A 20,496-nucleotide genomic window follows, 5' to 3' on the forward strand; every position below is an offset into this window, starting at 1 on the left:
ATTCAGTAGAGCTTTCGGTACAGGTCACATACGCCGACAGGGTCGAGCCCGGCGAGACGTTCGGCTTCATGGCGTTTGACGCCCACAAAGGTCTCGATGAAAACCGGAGCGAACCACCCCGTGACTGTTTTGTCGGCGAGCAGGGCGTCCAACGCTGCGGGAAGATTTTCCGGCAATCGCGTCAGGCCAAGTTTCGTCTTTTCTGCCTCGGTCATCTGTTCGGGGTCGCCGGTTACCAATGGCGGCGTGGCGAGCCCGGCTTTGATGCCCTCCAGCCCAGCGCGAACGATGGCTGCCATGGACAGATACGGGTTGGCGGTCGCATCGGCTGCACGATACTCGATGTTGTACTGGCGCGATGGATCGCGTCCGCCAATCGTGACAGTCGGGCAGATGCGCAAGGAAGCCTCCCTGTCGCGGTCAGCAAGCCAGGTGTAGGAAGAACTCCAGCTATGCGGCTTCAGCCTGTAGAAGGAAGGGACGCTCGAGGCGGTCAACGCGGTGATCGCCGGCAAATGCTTCAGGACACCAGCGCAGAACGCGCCTGCAATGGCCGAGAGGCCGCCCGGCTTGCTGGCGTCGTATGTCACCGGCTTGCCGGCGTCGTCGGTGAAGCTGAAGTGGATATGCACACCATTGCCGACCCCGTCCGGCACGGATTTCGGTGCGAATGTCGCATGCCAGCCATTGTTGCGGGCGAGTTCGCGGGTGATCTCGCGAATCGCCACCGCGCGGTCTGCTGCCGCTAGCGCATCGGCCGGGGCGTGCGTGACCTCGAACTGCTCATCGCCGAACTCAGCAATGATGACCTCTGGCGCGACGCCGGCTTCCTCCAGTGCTGCCATCAGCGTCGGCGCGAAGGGATCAGCACGCCGCAGCGCCGCGAATGAAAGCGAATGGGCAGGCGCAAAATCGGCACCGGAAATCTGGAATTCCTGCTCGAAGGCGCCCGTGAGGCTGAGACCGGTCGCGGCCTTCAGCTCGGCCAGCGCGTCGATGAGCATGGTGCGTGTGCACCCGAGCCATGGCGTTCCGTCGAGTTCCACGATGTTGCCCGCCACCATGTCGAATAGTGTCGCGGAGCCGGTCAACGCCGTGCGGAAGCGCGCCTTGAGATCGGGAACAAGGCGCAAGTCTCCCGACGAACCCCAGGGATTGGGCACGACGATGGAGTTGAACGGCGTAAGCGACAGGTTTGCCTGCAACCAGCCGACACCGGTGGCGGCGACCTTGTCCAGGCGGCTCTCAGTGACAGAGCGGCCGCGCGTGATCGCTGCGAGGTCTGTCGTGACGACGGCGACAAGAGATTCGACAGGCATGGTCATGCGGCCTTCCCCATCGCTTCGATGCGGGCAACGACTGTGTCGGTATCGGTGACCCAGCAATAGCCCCCGAATGCTTTCAGCGCGATGTCGTGGCGTTCCTGGGTGCGGGTGGCGCAAGCGTCCGACACACATGTGACGAGATAGCCGCGGTCGGCGGCATCGCGCACCGTCATGTCGACGCATTGGTCCGTGAGGACGCCGACCACAATAAGATAGCGGATGCCGAGGTTCTTCAGCAGGTAGTCGACGTTGGTCGAGTTGAAGATGCCTGATGAAGTCTTGGGCAGCATGATCTCGTCGCCGACAGGAGCGAGTGACGCGATCGGAAGCCCTTCCGGCAGGCTCGGCGGGATGTGGATAGGGGTGAGCTTGTGGTCTAGCGAGCGGTCGCGCCCGTCCTCGGTCAGGCTCTGGATGATGGTGTGCAGCACCTCGACCCCGTTGGCACGAGCCGCCTTCAGCAACCGCTCCTGGTTGGGGATCGTCTCCGTCGCCGTTTGGCGGTAGAAATAGTCTTCCGGGCCGAGTTCCGGATGGTCGGGATCGGCACCCGGCTCCAACCAGATCCGCTGCATATCGACGAGCAGCAGCGCGGTTTCGCCGCGCCGAAACGGTTCGTCGCGCTTGGGAAGGGATTGGATCATGATCTGCGGTCCTGCCTTGATGATTTCGGTCCGGGGGTTGTCCTGGCGCCATCCTGCGCGGGCTCATTGTCGAGGGTGACGGCGTTGGCGTGCCGCACCTCCTCCAGCCGCTCGATGCGGGCGCGGCCGTCGTCACCCAGTGTCGAGAGGATATGCGCTGTGAGCGCTTCCATCTGGGCGATCGCTGGCGCCAGCGTGTCATAGGGAGAGGCGACTTCGAGCGGGCTGACGATGGTCGTCTCCGCGAATTCCGCCACCGGCGACAGCCATTGGTCGGTGAACAGCACGATGCGGACGTCGCGCGCTGCAGCCTGCCGGGCAAACGAGACGACGTCGAGCTGATAGCGACGATAGTCGAAAACGACGAGCACATCCTTGCGCCCAAGGTCGGCGAGGATGTCGAAAGACTGGCTGGAAAGGACGCCGATCTCACGAACATTCGGGCGGAATTGCAGCAGATATCCAGCAAACATGCCTGCGACGTGGCGGCTGAAGCGTCCGCCGACCAGCACGACCTCACCTTTGGCTTCCATGATGAGGCGGGCGGTGCGGTCGTAAGTGGTCAGGGGCGTGATACCTGCGGCCTTTCCCATCGCCTCGTTCACGGACGCCAGATAGGCCAAGATAGGGTTGTCCTCCGAGCCGGACGGACGCTTGGCCTCCATCATCAGCAGCGGCGAATGCAGCCTCGCTTCGACCTCTGCTAAAAGCTTTGCCTGGAAGTCCGGATAGCCTTCGTAGCCGAGCTTGACAGCCAACCGTACAACGGTGGGGTCGCTCACGCCGGCACGACGGGCGAGACTCGAAGCGCTGCCGAGGCCGGCGCCCGGATAGTCCGTGAGCAGCAGGCGGACGATCTTCTCCTCGGAAGGAGTCAGCGCCAGATCCTGCCGCATCAGAACATCGCGTATCGCCATTTGCCTCCCCTGATAGTGTTTTTTTCGGTGCAGAGTTTATTACAGAAAGTGAATTGTCGGTCAATAATGAAGAAATATTGACATTGCGTCGGATGTCGTCTTAGCTGGCCGCAAAGCAGCGACAGACTGTGGGGAACGACGAATGAAGAACGGCGATGACATCATCATCGTGGGCGCCGGAATTGTAGGTTCAAGCGCGGCGATGCATCTTGCCGGGGAAGGCGCGCGGGTAACGCTCATCGAGCAGACCCATCCCGCAGGAGGACCTTCCGGGAAGTCATCGGCGCTTCTCCATGCCTTCTATTTGATGCCGGAGCTGTCGCAACTCGCCATCCGGGGGCGGGAGATCCTCGTCGCGCTTCCGGTGATCGCGCAGGAGGGATCGTTCGTGACACAGGTCGGCATGATGTGGGTCTGCGGCGAGGAGAATGCCGCAAGCTGGTCAGCTGCCGCAGAGCGTATTCGCGGGGAGGGCGCCCGGATGGAGACGCTGACCGCGACCGAGTTCGCCGCCGAAGCGCCTGGATTTTCGACCGACGGTGTGGCGTTAGCCATCTGGGAACCTGATTATGGCTATGCCGACGCCTTCGGAGCCACAAACGCGATAGCCCGCGCAGCGCGTGCACGCGGTGCCAAGATCCTGCAGAACACCCCGGTTTCCAGACTACTGCGCAGGGGGGATCGGATCGCAGGAGTCACGCTTGCCGATGGAGCAGTGCTCGAAGCCGACACGGTCATCCTGGCCGCCGGGCCGTGGACGCGTCGCCTCCTCGCGACGGTGTCGCTCGACCTGCCGCTGCATGTGGAACGCCATCCGATGGCGGTGTTGGATGCCCGCGGCAAGGCTCGCCAGGTCATGCCGTGGGCCTGGTGCGACGACATTTCCCGCAACTATGCGAGGCCCGATAATGACGGCGTGATCCTCGCCGGCACCTGGGCCGGTGGCGGCACTGGAGTGCGTCACGAAGAGGCCATTCGGCCCAGGTTGGTCAACAATCCCGACACTTACATGGAGGGTGTCGAAGAAGGCGAGTCGGTCGACATTCTTGAGACCTTCGCCTCTCGTGTTCCGGCGATGATGGAACTCGGAATCAGACCCGGCTATGCAGGTCTCTACGACATGAGCCCTGACGATCTGCCAGTGATCGGCACCATGCCGGGTGTTGAAGGTCTGATCGTTTCGGCGGGTTCGTCCGGGCACGGCTTCAAGACTGGGCCGGCGGTGGGCGAGGCTGTCGGTCAGTTGGCACTGTATGGTGCCCAACCCATTCTGGCGCCGTTTTCGCCGCTCCGTTTTGGAGTCGCGTGATGGCGGTCATGACGATGGAACAGAGCACATCCCGATCGATCCTGCCGGCAGCCTTCCGCACTGCCGGGGTCGATGCGCTGGCGATGATCGTTGCCATGGTGCTGGCGGCTCTGGCGATCTACCTGTTCGGCAATGCCGCCATGCAGCGCGTGGTAACTTATGCCGCGATCATGCTGACGGCGGTGCTTGGTCTTCAAATATTCTCCGGCAACACCGGTATCGTTTCCTTCGGCCATGCCGCCTTTGTCGGGCTTGGTGCTTATGCCACGGGCATCCTGACCATGCCCGCCGCCCTGCAACGCACTGCTCTGCGCGACCTGCCTCAATTCCTGGCCGGGCATGAGATGTCCTTCTTCACGGCACTCGTGGTGGTGCTGGTGCTGGCCATGTTGGTCGGCTTGGTCACGGGCATACCTTTGTTCAGGCTCTCCGGCTCGAGTGCTTCGATCGCGACGCTGGCGTTGCTCATCATCGTCTACACCTTGCTCGTGGCGGGACGTGAGATCACCCGGGGCAGTCAACCTTTCTATGGTGTACCGCGCGAGATCGGTCTGTGGACGGCAGTTGGGGTCGCGGCCATGGCGATCATCCTGGCGAGGCTGTTCAGGGAGACGTCCTTCGGCCTTGCCACGCGCGCGGCCGCCGACGATGAGCGCGGTGCAGCCGCCGTCGGTGTCGACCATCGTGTCGCGAGGCTGGCTGCATGGGTTCTGGGCGCTGTGGCCGCAGCTGCCGCCGGCGCTATGATGGCTCAGTTCCTCGGGGCCTTTTCGCCCAAGGATTTTTATTTCGATTTCGGTTTCACCATGCTCGCCATGCTGATCGTTGGTGGCATGACGTCCTCGCTCGGCGCATTCGCCGGCGTTGTCGTAACAGTGCTCGTGGTCGAGGTGGTCCGCCGGTTCGAGGGCGGTGGGGTCATTTTCGGCTTGCAGATGCCAGTCCTCTTCGGCCTCACGCAAGGGGTTCTGGCAGTCGCCATGATCCTCGTCATCTGGCGACGGCCTGCTGGCTTGTTCGGTGACCGTGAGCTCAACCTTCTGCGCCGTCCCAACGCGAAAATGGACCCTGTCAAACCGGCTACGGATGTCGCGCCGACGCGCGCGGCAGCTGGGCCGATCTCGGTCGACCACCTGTCTCGACGCTATGCCGGCGTGGTGGCGGTGGATGATGTGACACTTTCTTTCGAGCCCGACAGCATCACAGGCATCATCGGTCCCAACGGCGCGGGCAAGACGACGTTGCTCAACATGATCGCCGGCGACGTCATGCCGAGTTCCGGAATCGTACGTATCGGGGCGCCGGTACGGCAGGCCAGCGCTTTCCGTTTCGCCCGCGCCGGCATCGCCCGCACGTTCCAGAACATCCGCGTCTTTCCGCGTATGACCGTGCTTGAGAACGTTGTCGTGGCGGCGCGCGTGGTGGAGCCTGGCTTGGCAGCCGCAGAGGCAGCCGCGAGGCGCGAACTTGCCCGCATGGGGCTGGAGCGCTTCGCTGATCGTCCTGCGGCCAGTCTCGCTTACGGCCAGCGCCGCCGGCTGGAGGTGGCACGCGCACTGGCGCTGAAACCTCGTTTCCTGCTGCTTGATGAGCCTGCCGCTGGCATGAACGCGGTCGAAACAGCCGAGCTTGTGTCGATCCTGGCGGCGGTACGCAGCGAACGGCGGATCGGCGTGATCCTGATCGAGCATGACATGCGGCTTGTGATGAACCTGTGCGAGCGCATCGTCGTGGTCGACCGCGGCCGCGTGATCGCCGACGGTGCACCGGCAGAGGTGCAGAACAACCCGGCGGTCGTAGCTGCCTATCTCGGCAGCCGCACGGCACGTGCCCGCCAAGGCAACGACGTCCAATGAACAAGAACAACCGGACATTAAATGGGAGACTAACATGAGGCATATTCGGAAGCGTTCAGCATTACTGACAGCCATATCCGCCATCACCGTCGCGACCGCCGCGCCGGCCTTCGCGGAAGAGATCATCATCGGAGCGGCGACCGCCCAGACGGGTGGACTTGCACCTTACGACCAGCCAGCGCTGGCCGGCTTGCGCATGGCGATCGACGAACTCAACGCCAAGGGCGGACTGGCCGGCAAATACAAGGTCAACCTGATCATCAAGGACACGCGCAGCGATACCGCGCAGACGGCCACCGTCACGCAGGAGCTGATCGATGCCGGCGCCAAGATCATGATCACGCCCTGCGATGCCGACCCATCGATCTCGGCCGGCCAACTCACCCAGCCGCTCGGGATCCCGTCGTTGACACTCTGCGGCTCGGCACCGGTGCTGACCCAGGCGGTCGGTGACGTTATGTTCGGTACCTATCCTGCCGACAATCTGCAGGCGACCGCCGTCGCGGACTTCGCCATTGCCGAAGGCAAACGCAAGGTCTTCCTGCTGACATCGCCCGACGCGACCTATGTTGCCAACTTGCCGGAATATTTCGGCAAGGTCTTCGAGAAGAAGGGCGGCAAGATTGTCGGGCGGGGCACGTTCACGATGAACCAGCCAGACTTCTCAGCCGAGATCACCAACATCAAGGGCCTGGCCGAGCAACCCGATCTGATCATGACGGCAGCTTATGAGCCGGATTTTCCCGCCTTCATCCAGCAATTGCGCGGCGCCGGTATCAATATTCCTGTCTATGGTGCCGACGCGATCGGGACCCCGACCATCAAGGCGCTCGGCAAGCTGGTGGACGGTGTCGTCTACACCGCGGCCGGCTATCCGGAAGCGGGCAGCAAGCTGGAAGCCTTCAACGCTGCCTTCGCCAAACACGCCGGCCACGCGCCGGAATCGACCTACGAGGTCAACGGCTACGAGATCGGCTTGATCCTCGACGAGGCAGTGAAGACGGCCGGTTCGGATGATCCCAAGGCGATCCGTGATGCGATTGCCAATCTGAAGGACTTCGAAGGTATCACCGGCAAGATCACCTATGCCGGTACCGACCGCATGCCGCTGCGACCTGTGGTGCTGATGCGCTACGAAGACGGAGAGCCCAAATATGTCGAAACCGTCGTGCCGGCCGCGGCCGACGTTCCGGCGCCGTGACGCCATGCTGAGCGTCGACGCCCTCAGGATCCGATATGGCGAAGTCGAGGCGGTGCGCCGCGTCGACCTCACGGTTGGCGCCGGTGAGATCGTCGCGCTGGTCGGTGCCAACGGCGCTGGCAAGAGCTCGACGCTCGGCGCCATCGCCGGGCTGGTGCCGGCTGCCGGCGGCAGGGTGCTGCTCGAAGGCAACGACATCACCGGCATGCCTGCCGAAGCGATCGCACGCCGCGGCGTGGCGCTGGTGCCTGAGGGACGACGCATCTTCGCAAGCCTGACCGTGGCCGAGAACCTTCGCCTGGGCGGTGCTGTCCACCAGACCGCTTCCGAGGCGAAGGCGCGGGAAGAGGAGATGCTCGAGCTCTTTCCCATCCTACGCCGCTACCATCAGGTCAAAGGTGGAAACCTATCCGGCGGCGAACAGCAGATGCTGGCAATAGCCCGCGCGCTGATGGCGCGCCCGAAGCTCATTCTGCTCGACGAGCCGTCGCTCGGACTTGCCCCGCAGATCATCGATACCGTGTTCGACCTTATCGCGCAGCTGCGCAGCGACGGGCTGACGGTGCTTCTGGTGGAGCAGAACGTCGCGCTCGCGCTCGAGATCGCCGATCGCGCCACGGTGCTTGCCAATGGCGAGGTCGCATTGGCAGGCACGGCCGCCGAACTCGCCAGTTCGGATCTCGTGCGCCAAGCCTATCTCGGAGCCTGATCATGATCGCCCAGCAGATCATCAATGCAGTGAGCCTCGGCGGCGTCTATGCGCTGCTGGCGCTCGGACTGGCCATCGTCTTTTCCATCGTCGGGCTGATCAATTTCGCCCATGGCGAGCTGATGACGCTGACAGGTTATGTGCTGCTGGCAGCCCTCATTGCCGGCGTACCGTTTCCGGCAGCGGTGCTGCTTGCCGTCATCTGCGCGGCCGTCGGCGCGGTGGCTATGGAGCGTCTTGCCTTTCGGCCGATGCGTGGCGCCAGCGTCACCAGCCTCCTTCTGACAAGTTTCGCCGTTTCCGGCTTGCTCAAGGTCATCTTCCAGAACGGAGTGTCGGCGCGTCCCCAAGCCGTCGCCATACCCAACTGGATGACCGGCGCTTTCTCGATTGGCGATTTCACCATCGGCGTCGGGCCAGCGATTTCGATCGTTGTGTCCATCGTCGCGCTGATCGCACTGGAATTCTTCCTGAAGCGTACCGTGACCGGTACGGCCATGCGCGCGGCAGCGGAGGATTTCGACGTCGTGCGGCTGATGGGCATTCCCGCCAACCGTATCATCGCTACGGCATTTCTCCTGTCCGGCCTGCTCGCCGGGCTGGCAGCGATGCTGTGGGTGGCGAGCCGCGCCTCGGTCGATCCGCTGATGGGGTTCACCCCCGTACTTAAGGCGTTCATAGCCGCCGTGGTTGGCGGGCTGGGCAGCTTGCCGGGCGCCGTGGCGGGGGGCTTCCTCCTTGGGGTGATCGAAGTCCTCCTGCAGGCGACGCTGCCGGCTGCCATAGCACCTTATCGCGACGCCATCGTGCTGTCGGGTGTCATTGCCGTGCTGCTGATCCGGCCTCAGGGTCTCATCCCGGCCGTGCGCGTGCAGAGAAGCTGAGTTCTGAAGGGATCGCGGTACACATCAAGCCGCCGGGCAGCGGCACTGTGGTCTTGATCGCTCGATGAAGCCACGCCGCGCTCGTAAGCAAAACAAGGAGAAGCGGCATGCCCGCAGCCAAACTGAACATCGTTCCGTTCGTGAGCGTCGATTCCATGATGAAGCTAGTGCTTGCCATCGGCGTCGAGCGCTTCCTGACCGAGCTTGCCACCTATATCGAGGAGGACTTCCGCCGCTGGGAACTGTTCGACAAGACGGCGCGCGTCGCCTCGCACAGCCATGACGGCGTCATCGAGCTGATGCCGACCAGCGATGGCCATCTCTACGGCTTCAAATATGTCAACGGCCACCCGAAGAACACGCGCGAGGGCCTGCAGACGGTGACCGCTTTTGGTGTTCTGGCCGATGTCGGCTCGGGCTATCCGATGCTGCTCACCGAAATGACCATCCTGACGGCGTTGCGCACCGCCGCCACTTCGGCGCTGGTCGCAAAGTACCTGGCGCCGAAGGGCGCCCGCACCATGACCATCATCGGCAATGGCGCGCAATCGGAGTTCCAGGCCATCGCCTTCAAGGCCATCACCGGCATCGACCGGCTGCGGCTTTACGACATCGATCCGTCGGCCTCGCGGCGCTGCGCCAAGAACCTCGCCGGGATGGGCTTCGACATCACCATCTGCGCCTCCGGCCAGGAAGCGGTGGAGGGAGCTCAGGTCATCACCACGGTGACGGCCGACAAGCAGTATGCGACGATCCTGACCGACAACATGGTCGGCTCGGGCGTGCACATCAACGCGGTCGGCGGCGACTGTCCAGGCAAGACGGAGCTTCATCGCGACATCCTGCTGCGCTCCGACATCTTCGTTGAGTTCCCGCCGCAGACGCGCATCGAGGGCGAGATCCAGCAGCTGGATGGCGATCATCCGGTGACAGAGCTGTGGCAGGTGATGACGGGCAAGGCTGCGGGGCGCACCAGCGACAAGCAGATCACGCTGTTCGATTCGGTCGGCTTTGCCACCGAGGACTTCTCGGCGCTGCGTTATGTGCGCGACCAGCTACAGGCCACCGGCCTCTATGAGGAACTCGACCTGCTTGCCGATCCCGACGAACCGCGTGACCTCTTCGGCATGCTGCTCAGGGCAGATAAAAAGCAAGGCGGCGCCAAGGGCGCCGCCTGACGCAAGCTGTGCCGGTTGTAGCTAAGTGGAATCACTTGGCGTTACAAAAATGCGACGAAAACAAAACTTAGAACGTTTCCGCGTTTCCGTGAAAAACGGAAACGCTTCTAGTGCCGGCCTGGCGTTTCGGCGAGATAGCGCTCCGCCAGCGTCGTCCAGTAACGCACACCGGTGGCGATGATGTCGTCGTTGAAGTCGTATTGCGCGGTGTGCAAGGGGCGAGGTGCTGCCTCGCCCTCTCTGGCTGAGCCGAGGAACACGTAGCTGCCGGGTACGCTGCCCAGCATGAACGCGAAGTCCTCGGCCCCCATGATCGGTTGCATGTCGTCGTCGACAAGCTTTTCTCCAACGACTTCCTCGGCGACGGAGGCGGCAAACCGCGTTTCAGTCCGGGTGTTGCGAAGAACGGGGTAGCCTCGCTCAAAAATGAACTTATGCCCTGCGCCGATAGCTTCGGTGGCGTTGCGCACGATCTTCTCCAATCCGGCCTCGAAGGCGTCGCGAACGCTGTCGTTGAGTGTGTACAGGGTGCCGCGAACGACCGCTTCATCCGGTGTGACATGGACGCTTTGGCGATGGCTTGGATCGCCGCTGCGAAATTGCGTGATCGATAGCACCACAGGTTCGGCAGGGTTCAGATAACGCGCCTTGAACATATGCATTTCCTGCACGATCGTGGCTGCGGTGAGCAGGGGATCCGCGACGGCGAACTGCGTTGCAGGATGTGCGATGCGGCTCAAAACATGAAATTCGAAAGTGTCGATCGATGCGAGCATCGGCCCTGTCCGCATCATGAAGCGGCCGGCGGGAGCGTTGGGAAAATTGTGCATGCCGAAGACCGCATCGACGGGGAATTTCTCGAAAAGGCCGTCCTTGACCATGGCATTGCCGCCGCAATGCTCATCACCCGTTTCCTCGGCGGGTTGGAAAATGAAGCGCACGGTTCCGTCGAAATTGCCGTTCTTGGCGAGATGGCTGGCTGCGGCGAGCAGCATGGCGGTATGACCGTCATGTCCACAGGCGTGCATCTTTCCGTCGACCTTCGACCGATGATCGAATGTGTTCTCTTCCTGGATGAACAAGGCATCCATGTCGGCGCGAAGGCCGATCGCGACGGGGCTGGTGCCACGCTTCAACGTTCCGACCACGCCTGTTCCGCCGAGTCCACGATGCACTTCGATGCCGAATTCCTCCAGTTTCGTGGCTACGAAATCGGCAGTCGCCTTTTCCTCGAAGGCGGTCTCCGGATAAGCGTGAAGATGGCGGCGCCAGGCTGTAGCCTCCTCAACGAGGCTGTTGTCAATCGGCGATTTGACCATCTGCTATCTCCTCCACTTATTGCGCCCGGCCTGTGATCATGTCCTTGCCGGGCGGACAGGCAGCCGCAGCTTGCCCAGAAGGTCCACCAGCCCTTCGGGTGCCAGCCTGAGGACCAGGATCATCGCAACCGCGATGACGATGAAACGCGCATCCTCAAAACCCTGCAGGCCAGCCATCGCCTCGGTGGCGAAGGTGAGAACGAGCGCGGCAAGCACTGGTCCGAAGACCGTGTTGACGCCGCCGATCAGGACCATCGACAGGGCTAGCGATAGCGTTCCAAAACCAAAGACCTCTGGCGAGGCGACGCGCAGGTAGATCGCGTAGAAGCCGCCCGCGATCCCGGTGAAAATGGCGCTCAGCGTCAAGGCAAGAATGCGCTGACGGGCAACGGAAATGCCGCGTGCCGCTGCATAATCCTCTGCATCGCGGACAGCCTTGAGCGACTTGCCGAAGGACGAGTTGCTCAAGAATGCGAGGAAAAGACAGGAAAGCGCCAAAAGCAGCAGACCGACATAGTAGTAGCCGAATTTGAAGTCCTTCAGGAAGCTGTAGCTGCCCAGCTGCAGGAACGGCAGGCGCACCATGCCCTCGGCTCCTCCGGTAATCTGGGACTGGCTGAGCACCAATTGCAATGCCAGCTGACTGAAGGCGAAGGTGACCAGAACGACATAGATGCCCTTCAGCCGCGCGACCGGTGCTGCCAGCAGCAGAGCTGACAGAGCTGCTGTGCCGCCGCCCAGCAGCATGGCGATCCAGGGATTGATGCCAAATGTCTTGCTGGCGATGGCGGCTGTGTAGACGCCGATGCCGAAGAAGGTGAGGTGCCCGAAATTGAACACGCCGCAGTGCCCGAGGCTTAAGTTCCAGTTCGAGGCGATGACCGCATAGACAAAAGCGATGATGAACAGGTGCCGGATGTAGCTGTCGGTGACGAACAGGGGCACGAACGCCAGGGCCGCGAACAGTGCGGCGATGGCAAAGAGTTGACGTTTGTTGGCCATCATTTGCCTCCGAACACGCCGTTCGGCCTGAAAAGCAGGACCAGGATCATGAGCAGGAACAGCACGAAAGGTGTCCAGTAAAGGCCCAGTCCGAAGATCAGAAACGCCTCGATGAAACCGATGAGATAGGCGGCCCCCGCTGTTGCACCGAGATTGCCCAGTCCGCCGAAGATCACAACGATCATGGCTTTCGTCAGCGGTTCGCTGCCCATCGTCGGCGTGATGAAGCGTATCGAGCCAAGCAAGGCGCCGGTAAGGCCCGCCAGGGCGGCGGAAATGCCGAATGCCAATGCAAAGGCAACGGGCACATCAATGCCGAGAAGTGCCGCCGAATCCTGGTTCTGGCCGACGGCGCGAAGGCTACGACCGCGATTGGTCATTACCGTGAAGCGCCACAAGGCAACCAGGATCAGCGGCGCCAGCACGATCAGCAAGGCTTCATGAGCGGAAATGGTAGTGCCCAGGATCTGTACCTCGCCAGGAATGAGGCGCGGCAATTGCTTCAACCGCGCGCCCCAGATCATCTGTGCGCCACGCTCGAGAATGACCATGGCAGCAAGCGTGGTCATGGCGGTGATCAAGAGCATGTTACGATTGCTGTAGAATGGCCGGACGAGAAGGCGCTCGATGATGATCCCGATCAGGCCGGCGGCAAGCGTGCCCGACAAGATACCGGTCACCGGCCCGAGGCCGAGTATTTCACTGACCGTCCAGGCAACGAACGCGCCAACCATCATCAGTGCGCCGTGAGAGAAGTTGAAGACTCCCAAAGTGGTCCACACGAGGCTGAGGCCGCTCGACATCAAAGCATAGAGCGAACCAAGCACGAGACCGGAGACGAGCGTAGCGAGAAGGGCATCCATCAGTGTGCTCCCTCCGCACCAAAGTAGAGGCGCATCACCTCTTCATGGTCCGGTGCATTGGCGCTGCTGATCTCGCGCACCACTTCGCCGTGTTCGATCATGTAGAGACGGTCGGTCAGCGACAGCAGGAACTCGACATCCTGCTCCACGACGATCAACGGCACGCCGGTCTTGGAAATCTTGGCTATGGCAGCCGCCAGTTCTTCCTTCAACCGCGGCGATAGCCCCAAAGTCGGTTCGTCCAGCATCAGCAGGCGCGGCGCGCACATCAGTGCGCAGCCGATCGACAGCATCTGGCGTTCGCCGCCGGACAGCGTTCGGGCAAATTGCTGCTTGCGTTCGGCGAGGCGTGGGAACAGAGCGTAGACTTCTTCGAGATGTCGTCCTGCCTCCGCCTTTGCGCGCTTGCTGAAGGCCGCAAGTTCCAGCGTTTCGGCTATGCGCATGTTGCCGAACAAGGTGTTGCCCTGAGGTGCATGGATTAGGCCTGCCGCTACGATCGAAGGCGGGCGCTGTGTGGTGATATCTTTGCCGTCAAAAGCGATGGAGCCGGCGGTCGGGCGCAGCAGGCCGGAAATGGCCTTCAGCAATGTCGACTTGCCGTGGCCGTTCGGTCCAAACAGGCCGATCGACTCGCCTTCATCAATGTGGAGCGAAAGATCGTTCAGGACGCGGGACGCCCCATAGCCGGCTTGCAGGCCGATGATGTCGAGAAGCCGCCGCATCAACTGCGTCCTCCAAGATAGGCTTCGATCACCTGCGGATTTTTGACGACGTCGTGCGGATCGCCCGCGGCAAGCACGCTGCCCTGGTTCAGCACGATCAGGCGCTGCGAAACCGACAACAGCAGACTGAGCACATGTTCGATCAGGAGCACTGTGACGCCGCTCCTGTTCACCGCCACCAGGAGATCGTCGAGGCGTTGGATTTCCGGCTTGGTCAGACCCGATGCGGGCTCGTCCAGCATCAACAAGGCCGGCTCGGATATCAGAGCCGAGGCAATCATGAGCTGCTTCTTTTCATAGACGGATAATTCGCGCGACGGCATCGAGCGGCGCGTCTGGCCGAAATCCACCGAGCGAAAGGCGTTGTCGATGCGCGCTTCGGCTTGGGCGCGGGAAAGCTGGCCGTTGTAGGTGGCACTGACGAGCAAAGTGTCATGCGCGGACAGCGCCGGAAATTCGGCGTCTTTCTGGAAAGTGCGCACAAGGCCGGCCCGCGAGATGCGATGCGCCGGCCAACGATCGATACGTTCTCCCATGAACCGCACCTCTCCGGATGTCGGGCCGAATGGGACGCCGGTGATCAGGTTGAACAAGGTGCTCTTGCCGGACCCGTTGGGGCCGGCAATGCCCAGCATCTCACCTCGTGCGACGGTGAAACTAACGCCGTTGACAGCCTTCAACCCGCCGAAGAACTTGCAGGCTCCGGCGATCTCGAGAATGTTTTCGCTCATGCGTCTTGCTCGATGGAAGGGGGACGCCTGGAGCGATTGCTCCAGGGCACGGCACGGCGGATCACTTCATCCAAACCGGCTGCTTGAACTCGCCGCCCGCATATTCCTTCGGATAGAACAGCACGCGGTTGCCGTCCTGAATCTGGTAGAACTGGATGGGCATCCCATCCTTGCCCTGGACCGCAAGGTGTGTGGCCGGATCAAATCTTGTGCGCCCCATGGCTGTCTGCTTGTCGGCTTTGCCGATCTCGGCACCGATTTCCTGGCGTTTTGAAGGATCGCCGACTTTGCCCAAGGCGTCTGCGTAGAGCATCACCTGCTCGTAGAGCATGACGCCATAGGAGCCCGGCTCGACATTGTATGCCGCCTTGTACTTGCCGATGACTTCGTCGGCTCGTGGATTGCTGGCCGCGCGAACCGCGCCACCGAGTGCGTTGTAGACGATGCCCGAAGACTTTTCCTTGGTGAGTTCCAAGAATTCCGGCACCGAAGGTGCGTATTGGATGAAGACAAGGCTGTTGGTTGGATTTTCCATGAATTGCCGCATGAAGGTTGCGGCGTTCGCGGAGACGTAGTCGGTGTTGATCAGGAGGGCAGGCGGGTCCTGTCGCACCTTGGCCAGGAAACCTCGCCAGTCGTTGATCTCGCCGAAGGGCAGGAGGTCGTTCTGCGTCACTTCCCAGCCATCGGCCTTGAAAGCCTCGGCCATGCCGTTGGCGATGCCTTTGGAATAGGGATTGTCGGATGCCACCAGCGCCACTTTCTTGTTGGGCAGCTTCAGCTTGCCACTTGTGGCGAGTTCGTCGATGACTGGTACGATCTCCGTATTGTAGGCGTCATAGGACGGCGTCAGCGACCAGACGGTAGAGAAGCGGGACGGATCGGCCGAGACGATATCCTTCGTCTGCTGGGAGTTGCCCGACACGAGATAGATCATATCCTGCTCGGCCATCATGTCGATTTCGAAATTGCTGGTGGATGCGTAGCCGGTGAAGATGGCACCGGTCGCCTGATCGCCGAGTAGGCGTTCGGCCGCAGTGGCGACCTTGTCGGCGCTGGCATCCCCAACGTCGGCCACAACGGCTTCGAAGGTATGGCCGGCCACACCGCCAGCCTTGTTGAGGTCTTCCACGGCGAGCTTGACGCCATTGGCCATTTCCTGACCATCCGCGGCGGCAGGGCCGGTGAGGGGAGCAAGGATGCCCAGCTTGATCACATCCGCGCTTGCGGAAGCGGTTGCGGCGACCAGTGCGAGTGCGGATGCCGCGCCCAGGAAAATACGTCTTGTCAGCATGTCGTTCCCCTTGCCGTTTTGTCTGGAGCGTTTCCGCTTCACGGAAACGTCGAGGTGCCCTAACTCTTTGTTTTTATGCAATTGCGGGCGCTAATCGCTGCGCACTTTTGCCCCAGCTGCCCTAGCGCGTTCCGCAGTTGTCGATGATCGCGGCGGCGATCACCTTCGTCGTTTCGATCAGGCTTTCGATCTCCACGCATTCGTTGTCGCCATGGAAGCCGTCGCCGCCGGGTCCGTAGATCACCGGCACGACCCCAGCACCGGCGTAATGAGCGGCATCGGTGACGGCCTCGAACCCCTTGATTTCCGGTGCCTTGCGCTGCACGAGCCTGGCCCTTTCGGCGAGCGAGGAAACCAGAGGGTCGTCGACAGGTGTATTCATCGGCGGGAAGTTCAGTCCGAACAGATCCCATTCGATTGCCGGGGGGTGATCGCGCATCCATGCGTCCGTCTGGGCGAAATGGCTGACGAAATTCTCGAATTCGGCCTTGACGTCTTCGAACCGTTCCTGTGGCATGAACTTGTAGTCGAGGTCGATCGTGACGACGTCGGGAATAATCGCCGCATTGGTCATGATCTGCGGCGTGCCGTCCGGTCCAAGGCCTGCGCCGCCGCGAATAACCCCGGGGTTGATCGTGGCAAGGCCTGCCGGCGTCAGTGGATGCCAGTTGTCCCGGCAGCGTGACTGTTCGAAATCGCGCAGGGCCATGAGGAAACGTGTCGCGAGTTCAATGGCGTTGACGCCAGGTTCGAGACGGCCCGGGACAAGCGGCTGCGGCCACATCGAATTGAAACGCCAACCGGCATGCGCCTGTTTCCCGAAGATAGTGACCCTCACCCAGGTCAACCCGCCTTCGGCTGGAACGATGTTGCCCCAGGTCGGCTCGGCGATGATCGCACGCCGAGCGAGACGCTTCTCCCGTTTCACCAGATCCATGGCCCCGAAGCCACCGGCTTCCTCATCGACGACACTGTGGATGGCCAGTCGGCCCTCGAGCTCGATACCGGCCTGCTTCACCGCGCGTGCCGCGGCCACGCAGGCGGCCACACCGGCTTTCATATCGACGGCGCCGCGCCCCCAGAGCTTGCCTTCGGCGATCTCTCCGCCAAAAGGGTCGCGTGCCCAACGACTCGTGTCGCCAACCGGGACGACATCGATGTGCCCGCACAGGATCAGGCTCTTGTCGTCGGAACCGTCCCATTCGCCAATCAGGTTCGGACGCCCGGGGAAGACATCCCAGCTACGCGTCTGAAAGCCGAGTTCCTTGAGGTGGCCATCGAGAAGCACTTGCACGTCGGCTTCACGATTGAGACCCTGCTCGACCTGGAACTTCGGGTTGACGGAAGGAACCCTGACAAGATCTCGCGCCAGATTGACGACGTAGTCGCGATCGGCGTCGATACGGCTAAAGACGTCGTTCGTTCCGTTCATTGGCTTGTTCCTTCCAATTCTGCAATCAGTGCGTCGGTCGTGACCTGGCGGCAGTAACCCTTGATCGTTTTGAGTGAGTTGTCGTGCCGCGCGCTGGTGTAAGTGGCGCATGCGTCAGTCACCTGGGTCACCAGATAGCCGAGGTCGCAGGCATCGCGGATGGCGCTTTCCACACATTGATCCGTCAGGATACCGCTGATGACCAACTGCCGGATGCCCAGGTTGCGCAAGATGTAGTCGATATGGGTGGAAACGAAGACCGATGATGATGACTTGGGCAAGCAGATCTCGTCGTCACCGGGAGCAAGCTCGTCGATAACCTTGCCGTCCCACGACCCCTTGGGCACGTTGAAACCAGTGATCTTGTAGTCGAGGCTGCGGTCGCGCCCGTCCTTGGTAAGGCTCTCTATGGTGGTGTACATCACCTCGATGCGGCGATCCCGGAACGCCTGTTGCAGCCGTTGCATATTAGGAATGACGGCGTTGCGAAGTTCTTCGAAAAACCAGCCATATCGCTCGTTGAATTCGGCGTCGTTGAGATCAGCGAATTCAGCGCCTTTCCGGTGGGCTGAGAAGTTCTGAACGTCGATGAAGAGCAGCGCAGATTGTTCGGGCACAAGGGTCACATCGCGGGTCAATGTCATAGGGTAGTCTCCAACTCCGCTGCACCGCCGCTAACGGTGGTTAAGCGAATGTCCCTTTCGAGCGTGGTGACGAAGGTGCATGTGCGGCTATGAGATGTTGGGATGCGCGGCGCTGGAAGGCTGTCTTCACGCGGCGTTCCACGTCGATGCGCGGTGTATGACGTTTCAGGGCGAGGCAGCGATATGCCGAGGCTACGAAGATCGGCAGAATCTAGCTGGAGACTATGTTTGCGGCCTGGAAAAAACAGACACTGCGCCGCGCTGTCGATCCCTTTAGGCGAAGGGACCTCAACACGCGATGTGCGCAGTGCTGATGGCAAGTTGACTTTCAATTTCAGTTCCCATTCTTTTTTCCAAAAGATGATGAAAAAATTCCGTCAATGTCAACATATGAATCGAGATTGACTGAAAAATTTCTATATGGAAGGGTGAAGCATGGAGCTACGCCAACAGATCGACAGCCTTGCCGAAACGCTTACCCCTGCTGAGCGAAAGCTCGCCGCGGCACTGCTGTCCGACTACCCGTTCGCCGGATTGCAGACGATCCAGACGCTGGCCGAGCAGACGGGGGTCTCGGCGCCCTCGATCACGCGCTTCGTCACGAAACTCGGCTGTCACGGCTATCAGGAATTTCAGCGACGGCTGATCGGCGAGTTGAAGGAAGGGCACCGCTCTCCTGTCGATCTGCATGAGCGCATGACCGGGGGCGGAGCGGATTTCCTGCAGTCCTTCCTGGACCTGACTGCCGAAGCCGTACGCGCCGTGGGCGAGTCGCTTACGCAAAGCCAGTTCGAACGCATCTGCGATCTGGTGGCGGACGACAAGCGCGCCGTCTATATCGTCGGTGGCCGTATTAGCGATGCCATTGCCCAGCATTTCTCGCGGCATCTGCGGCAGGTCAGGCGCAACGTTTTCCATCTGCCGCCAGATACGGAAATCTGGCCCGAATACATTCTGCGCATGCGTTCGCGCGACCTCCTGATCATCTTCGATTTCCGCCGCTATCAGCAGCGCCTGGTCGAACTGGCGAGCAAGGTGCGCCAGTCGGCAGGGACCTCGGTCATACTCGTTACGGACAAATGGATGTCGCCGGCTGCTGCCTATGCCGCCGAGGTTATTGCCTTGCCCACGGAAAACAGGACCGCATGGGACAGCTACGCAGGCGCCCTCGCGATCGTCGACGCAATGGTCGCCAGTATTTCCGAGCGCGACTGGGATGCGACGCGCGACCGCATCAAGGCCTGGGACGCGGTCAGGTTCGAGCGAGGCGACAAGTCAGGGGATACGTAATCAAAGCAGCCCACGAGCTGCCAGGTTGCGCATGAGATGCGACGGTCCGAACACCCAGGGCGAGCAATCGGTCGAGAGGCGTACCCGGTTCGTCAGCGCCCCAAGCTCGTCGTTGGAGATCGTGACGATGTCTCCGATCTTATGGGTGAAGCCTTGTCCCGGTGTTTCACGATCTTCGGTCGGGGCGAAGAGTGTACCCATGAACAGCACGAGCCCATCGGGATATTGATGGTGTCTGCCGATGGTTTGTGACACGAGATCGAGCGGGTCGCGGCTGATTTCCTTCATCGAGCTTCGCCCGTCGAGCACGAAACCGTCTTCACCTTCGACCTTCAGCCTGAGTTCTGCGTTGCGGACATCGTCGATCGAATATGTCGCGTCGAACAGGCGAATGAACGGTCCGATGGAGCAAGAAGCGTTGTTGTCCTTGGCCTTGCCGAGCAATAGGGCCGATCGTCCTTCGACGTCGCGCAGGTTGACGTCGTTGCCGAGCGTTGCTCCTTTCACCATGCCGGACGAGTTTACGACCAGCACGATTTCCGGTTCGGGATTGTTCCACTTCGAAATAGGGTGAAGTCCGACATCCGCGCCATGGCCGACCGAAGAGAGTACCTGCGCCTTCGAGAAAACCTCGGCATCCGGCCCGATCCCCACTTCGAGATACTGGGACCACACACCTTCCTCGATCAGCGCTTCCTTGACCTTGGCTGCTTCGGCCGAGCCTGCTTTCAGGTTGCGCAAGCTGTTGCCGACAATGGCGATGACTTTTTCGCGGATCTTGGCCGCGAGGTCAGGGTCGCCGGCCGCGCGTTCTTCGATGACACGCTCGATCATGGAACGCGCAAAGGTTACGCCGCAGGCTTTGACCGCTTGAAGATCAACGGGCGCCAGAAGGTGCATGGTCTGCAGGTTCTGGCCATCGGCTGACGGTAAAAGAAGGCTGTCCAGCGATGCCAGTTCCCGACCATCGGCTCGCGTCACATAGTCCGCGGCATCCTCGCGCTCGAGCAGATCGCGCATGGTGGGCGTGGTCTTGGATGTGATGTCGATCAGCCTGCCGTTACGGAGCACGACAAGGCAGGGTCCGGCGTACGAAGGGTTCCAAACCCGCCCCACGAAAGTGCCGACATTGAAGATATCCTGCTGGGCTGTCACGTCACTCGCTCCCTTTTT

At 61.5% G+C, this 20,496-nt stretch carries 19 protein-coding genes; 7 read left to right on the forward strand and 12 right to left on the reverse strand.

Annotation, left to right across the window (positions count from 1 at the left end; translation table 11 throughout):
- Positions 1 to 2: 2 nt before the first annotated feature.
- Genes L4923_RS23765 through L4923_RS23775 form a run of 3 tightly spaced genes read right to left on the reverse strand, consistent with a single transcriptional unit; the run spans position 3 to position 2,886 of the window.
- Positions 3 to 1,325 (reverse strand): type I glutamate--ammonia ligase, encoded by a 1,323-nt coding sequence (locus L4923_RS23765; protein WP_239369582.1) that lies wholly within the window; start codon positions 1,323 to 1,325, stop codon positions 3 to 5.
- Positions 1,322 to 1,969 (reverse strand): cysteine hydrolase family protein, encoded by a 648-nt coding sequence (locus L4923_RS23770; RefSeq protein ID WP_239369583.1) that lies wholly within the window; start codon positions 1,967 to 1,969, stop codon positions 1,322 to 1,324. The genes L4923_RS23765 and L4923_RS23770 overlap by 4 nt, the downstream gene beginning before the upstream one ends.
- Positions 1,966 to 2,886, reverse strand: coding sequence for a MurR/RpiR family transcriptional regulator (locus L4923_RS23775; RefSeq protein WP_239369584.1), 921 nt, complete (start codon positions 2,884 to 2,886; stop codon positions 1,966 to 1,968). The genes L4923_RS23770 and L4923_RS23775 overlap by 4 nt, the downstream gene beginning before the upstream one ends.
- A 142-nt stretch (positions 2,887 to 3,028) precedes the next feature.
- Here L4923_RS23775 and L4923_RS23780 point away from each other — a divergent pair, with 142 nt between their 5' ends.
- From L4923_RS23780 to L4923_RS23805, 6 genes are all read left to right on the forward strand, one after another.
- The gene (locus L4923_RS23780; protein ID WP_239369585.1) at positions 3,029 to 4,195 is read left to right on the forward strand and encodes an NAD(P)/FAD-dependent oxidoreductase; all 1,167 of its coding nucleotides are present in this window, start codon (positions 3,029 to 3,031) and stop codon (positions 4,193 to 4,195) included.
- 8 nt (positions 4,196 to 4,203) lie between these two features.
- Positions 4,204 to 6,051 (forward strand): branched-chain amino acid ABC transporter ATP-binding protein/permease, encoded by a 1,848-nt coding sequence (locus L4923_RS23785; RefSeq protein ID WP_425530999.1) that lies wholly within the window; start codon positions 4,204 to 4,206, stop codon positions 6,049 to 6,051.
- A 34-nt stretch (positions 6,052 to 6,085) separates the two neighbouring features.
- Positions 6,086 to 7,252, forward strand: coding sequence for an ABC transporter substrate-binding protein (locus L4923_RS23790; protein WP_239369587.1), 1,167 nt, complete (start codon positions 6,086 to 6,088; stop codon positions 7,250 to 7,252).
- Positions 7,253 to 7,256: 4 nt separating this feature from the next.
- Positions 7,257 to 7,961: an ABC transporter ATP-binding protein gene (locus L4923_RS23795; protein ID WP_239369608.1), complete on the forward strand. Its 705-nt coding sequence runs from the start codon at positions 7,257 to 7,259 to the stop codon at positions 7,959 to 7,961.
- A 2-nt stretch (positions 7,962 to 7,963) separates the two neighbouring features.
- Positions 7,964 to 8,845: a branched-chain amino acid ABC transporter permease gene (locus tag L4923_RS23800; protein ID WP_239369588.1), complete on the forward strand. Its 882-nt coding sequence runs from the start codon at positions 7,964 to 7,966 to the stop codon at positions 8,843 to 8,845.
- A 107-nt stretch (positions 8,846 to 8,952) separates the two neighbouring features.
- Positions 8,953 to 10,023, forward strand: coding sequence for an ornithine cyclodeaminase (locus L4923_RS23805; RefSeq protein ID WP_239369589.1), 1,071 nt, complete (start codon positions 8,953 to 8,955; stop codon positions 10,021 to 10,023).
- 107 nt (positions 10,024 to 10,130) lie between these two features.
- Here L4923_RS23805 and L4923_RS23810 read toward each other — a convergent pair whose 3' ends face one another.
- The 8 genes from L4923_RS23810 to L4923_RS23845 all read right to left on the reverse strand — a co-directional run bounded on the left by L4923_RS23810 (position 10,131) and on the right by L4923_RS23845 (position 18,033).
- Complete coding sequence (locus L4923_RS23810) at positions 10,131 to 11,342, reverse strand: amidohydrolase (RefSeq protein WP_239369590.1); 1,212 nt, start codon at positions 11,340 to 11,342, stop codon at positions 10,131 to 10,133.
- A 36-nt stretch (positions 11,343 to 11,378) separates the two neighbouring features.
- Positions 11,379 to 12,344, reverse strand: a complete 966-nt coding sequence (locus L4923_RS23815) for a branched-chain amino acid ABC transporter permease (RefSeq protein WP_239369591.1) — start codon at positions 12,342 to 12,344, stop codon at positions 11,379 to 11,381.
- Positions 12,344 to 13,207: a branched-chain amino acid ABC transporter permease gene (locus L4923_RS23820; protein ID WP_239369592.1), complete on the reverse strand. Its 864-nt coding sequence runs from the start codon at positions 13,205 to 13,207 to the stop codon at positions 12,344 to 12,346. Before L4923_RS23820 ends, L4923_RS23815 begins: the two co-directional genes overlap by 1 nt.
- Positions 13,207 to 13,932, reverse strand: a complete 726-nt coding sequence (locus L4923_RS23825) for an ABC transporter ATP-binding protein (protein WP_239369593.1) — start codon at positions 13,930 to 13,932, stop codon at positions 13,207 to 13,209. Before L4923_RS23825 ends, L4923_RS23820 begins: the two co-directional genes overlap by 1 nt.
- A complete protein-coding gene (locus L4923_RS23830) occupies positions 13,932 to 14,663 on the reverse strand; it encodes an ABC transporter ATP-binding protein (protein WP_239369594.1) in 732 nt (243 codons plus the stop codon). Before L4923_RS23830 ends, L4923_RS23825 begins: the two co-directional genes overlap by 1 nt.
- Positions 14,664 to 14,724: 61 nt before the next feature.
- Entirely contained in the window at positions 14,725 to 15,957 is a 1,233-nt protein-coding gene (locus L4923_RS23835; RefSeq protein WP_239369595.1) for an ABC transporter substrate-binding protein, read from the reverse strand.
- A gap of 121 nt (positions 15,958 to 16,078) precedes the next feature.
- Entirely contained in the window at positions 16,079 to 17,389 is a 1,311-nt protein-coding gene (locus L4923_RS23840; protein ID WP_239369596.1) for a M20 family metallopeptidase, read from the reverse strand.
- Positions 17,386 to 18,033, reverse strand: a complete 648-nt coding sequence (locus tag L4923_RS23845; protein ID WP_239369597.1) for a cysteine hydrolase family protein — start codon at positions 18,031 to 18,033, stop codon at positions 17,386 to 17,388. Before L4923_RS23845 ends, L4923_RS23840 begins: the two co-directional genes overlap by 4 nt.
- A gap of 435 nt (positions 18,034 to 18,468) precedes the next feature.
- Between L4923_RS23845 and L4923_RS23850 the strand changes: the two genes are divergently transcribed.
- Positions 18,469 to 19,323, forward strand: a complete 855-nt coding sequence (locus tag L4923_RS23850) for a MurR/RpiR family transcriptional regulator (protein WP_239369598.1) — start codon at positions 18,469 to 18,471, stop codon at positions 19,321 to 19,323.
- On the opposite strand, the gene L4923_RS23855 is transcribed toward L4923_RS23850, so the two are convergent.
- Positions 19,324 to 20,478, reverse strand: a complete 1,155-nt coding sequence (locus L4923_RS23855; RefSeq protein ID WP_239369599.1) for a fumarylacetoacetate hydrolase family protein — start codon at positions 20,476 to 20,478, stop codon at positions 19,324 to 19,326. It abuts the gene before it with no gap.
- Between the last annotated feature and the right edge of the window lie 18 nt (positions 20,479 to 20,496).

The organism is Terribium retamae (genome assembly GCF_022347545.1).
GTDB classification, from domain to species: Bacteria; Pseudomonadota; Alphaproteobacteria; order Rhizobiales; family Rhizobiaceae; genus Mesorhizobium; species Mesorhizobium retamae.

Excerpts from the sequence above, each read along its gene's own strand:
- L4923_RS23780 (WP_239369585.1), top strand. The coding sequence starts at position 3,029 with ATGAAGAACGGCGATGACATCATCATCGTGGGCGCCGGAATTGTAGGT.
- L4923_RS23785 (WP_425530999.1), top strand. The coding sequence starts at position 4,204 with ATGACGATGGAACAGAGCACATCCCGATCGATCCTGCCGGCAGCCTTC.
- L4923_RS23830 (WP_239369594.1), bottom strand. The coding sequence starts at position 14,663 with ATGAGCGAAAACATTCTCGAGATCGCCGGAGCCTGCAAGTTCTTCGGC.
- L4923_RS23800 (WP_239369588.1), top strand. The coding sequence starts at position 7,964 with ATGATCGCCCAGCAGATCATCAATGCAGTGAGCCTCGGCGGCGTCTAT.
- L4923_RS23820 (WP_239369592.1), bottom strand. The coding sequence starts at position 13,207 with ATGGATGCCCTTCTCGCTACGCTCGTCTCCGGTCTCGTGCTTGGTTCG.
- L4923_RS23810 (WP_239369590.1), bottom strand. The coding sequence starts at position 11,342 with ATGGTCAAATCGCCGATTGACAACAGCCTCGTTGAGGAGGCTACAGCC.
- L4923_RS23765 (WP_239369582.1), bottom strand. The coding sequence starts at position 1,325 with ATGACCATGCCTGTCGAATCTCTTGTCGCCGTCGTCACGACAGACCTC.
- L4923_RS23790 (WP_239369587.1), top strand. The coding sequence starts at position 6,086 with ATGAGGCATATTCGGAAGCGTTCAGCATTACTGACAGCCATATCCGCC.
- L4923_RS23795 (WP_239369608.1), top strand. The coding sequence starts at position 7,257 with ATGCTGAGCGTCGACGCCCTCAGGATCCGATATGGCGAAGTCGAGGCG.
- L4923_RS23840 (WP_239369596.1), bottom strand. The coding sequence starts at position 17,389 with ATGAACGGAACGAACGACGTCTTTAGCCGTATCGACGCCGATCGCGAC.
- L4923_RS23825 (WP_239369593.1), bottom strand. The coding sequence starts at position 13,932 with ATGCGGCGGCTTCTCGACATCATCGGCCTGCAAGCCGGCTATGGGGCG.
- L4923_RS23815 (WP_239369591.1), bottom strand. The coding sequence starts at position 12,344 with ATGGCCAACAAACGTCAACTCTTTGCCATCGCCGCACTGTTCGCGGCC.
- L4923_RS23770 (WP_239369583.1), bottom strand. The coding sequence starts at position 1,969 with ATGATCCAATCCCTTCCCAAGCGCGACGAACCGTTTCGGCGCGGCGAA.
- L4923_RS23835 (WP_239369595.1), bottom strand. The coding sequence starts at position 15,957 with ATGCTGACAAGACGTATTTTCCTGGGCGCGGCATCCGCACTCGCACTG.
- L4923_RS23805 (WP_239369589.1), top strand. The coding sequence starts at position 8,953 with ATGCCCGCAGCCAAACTGAACATCGTTCCGTTCGTGAGCGTCGATTCC.
- L4923_RS23850 (WP_239369598.1), top strand. The coding sequence starts at position 18,469 with ATGGAGCTACGCCAACAGATCGACAGCCTTGCCGAAACGCTTACCCCT.
- L4923_RS23775 (WP_239369584.1), bottom strand. The coding sequence starts at position 2,886 with ATGGCGATACGCGATGTTCTGATGCGGCAGGATCTGGCGCTGACTCCT.
- L4923_RS23845 (WP_239369597.1), bottom strand. The coding sequence starts at position 18,033 with ATGACATTGACCCGCGATGTGACCCTTGTGCCCGAACAATCTGCGCTG.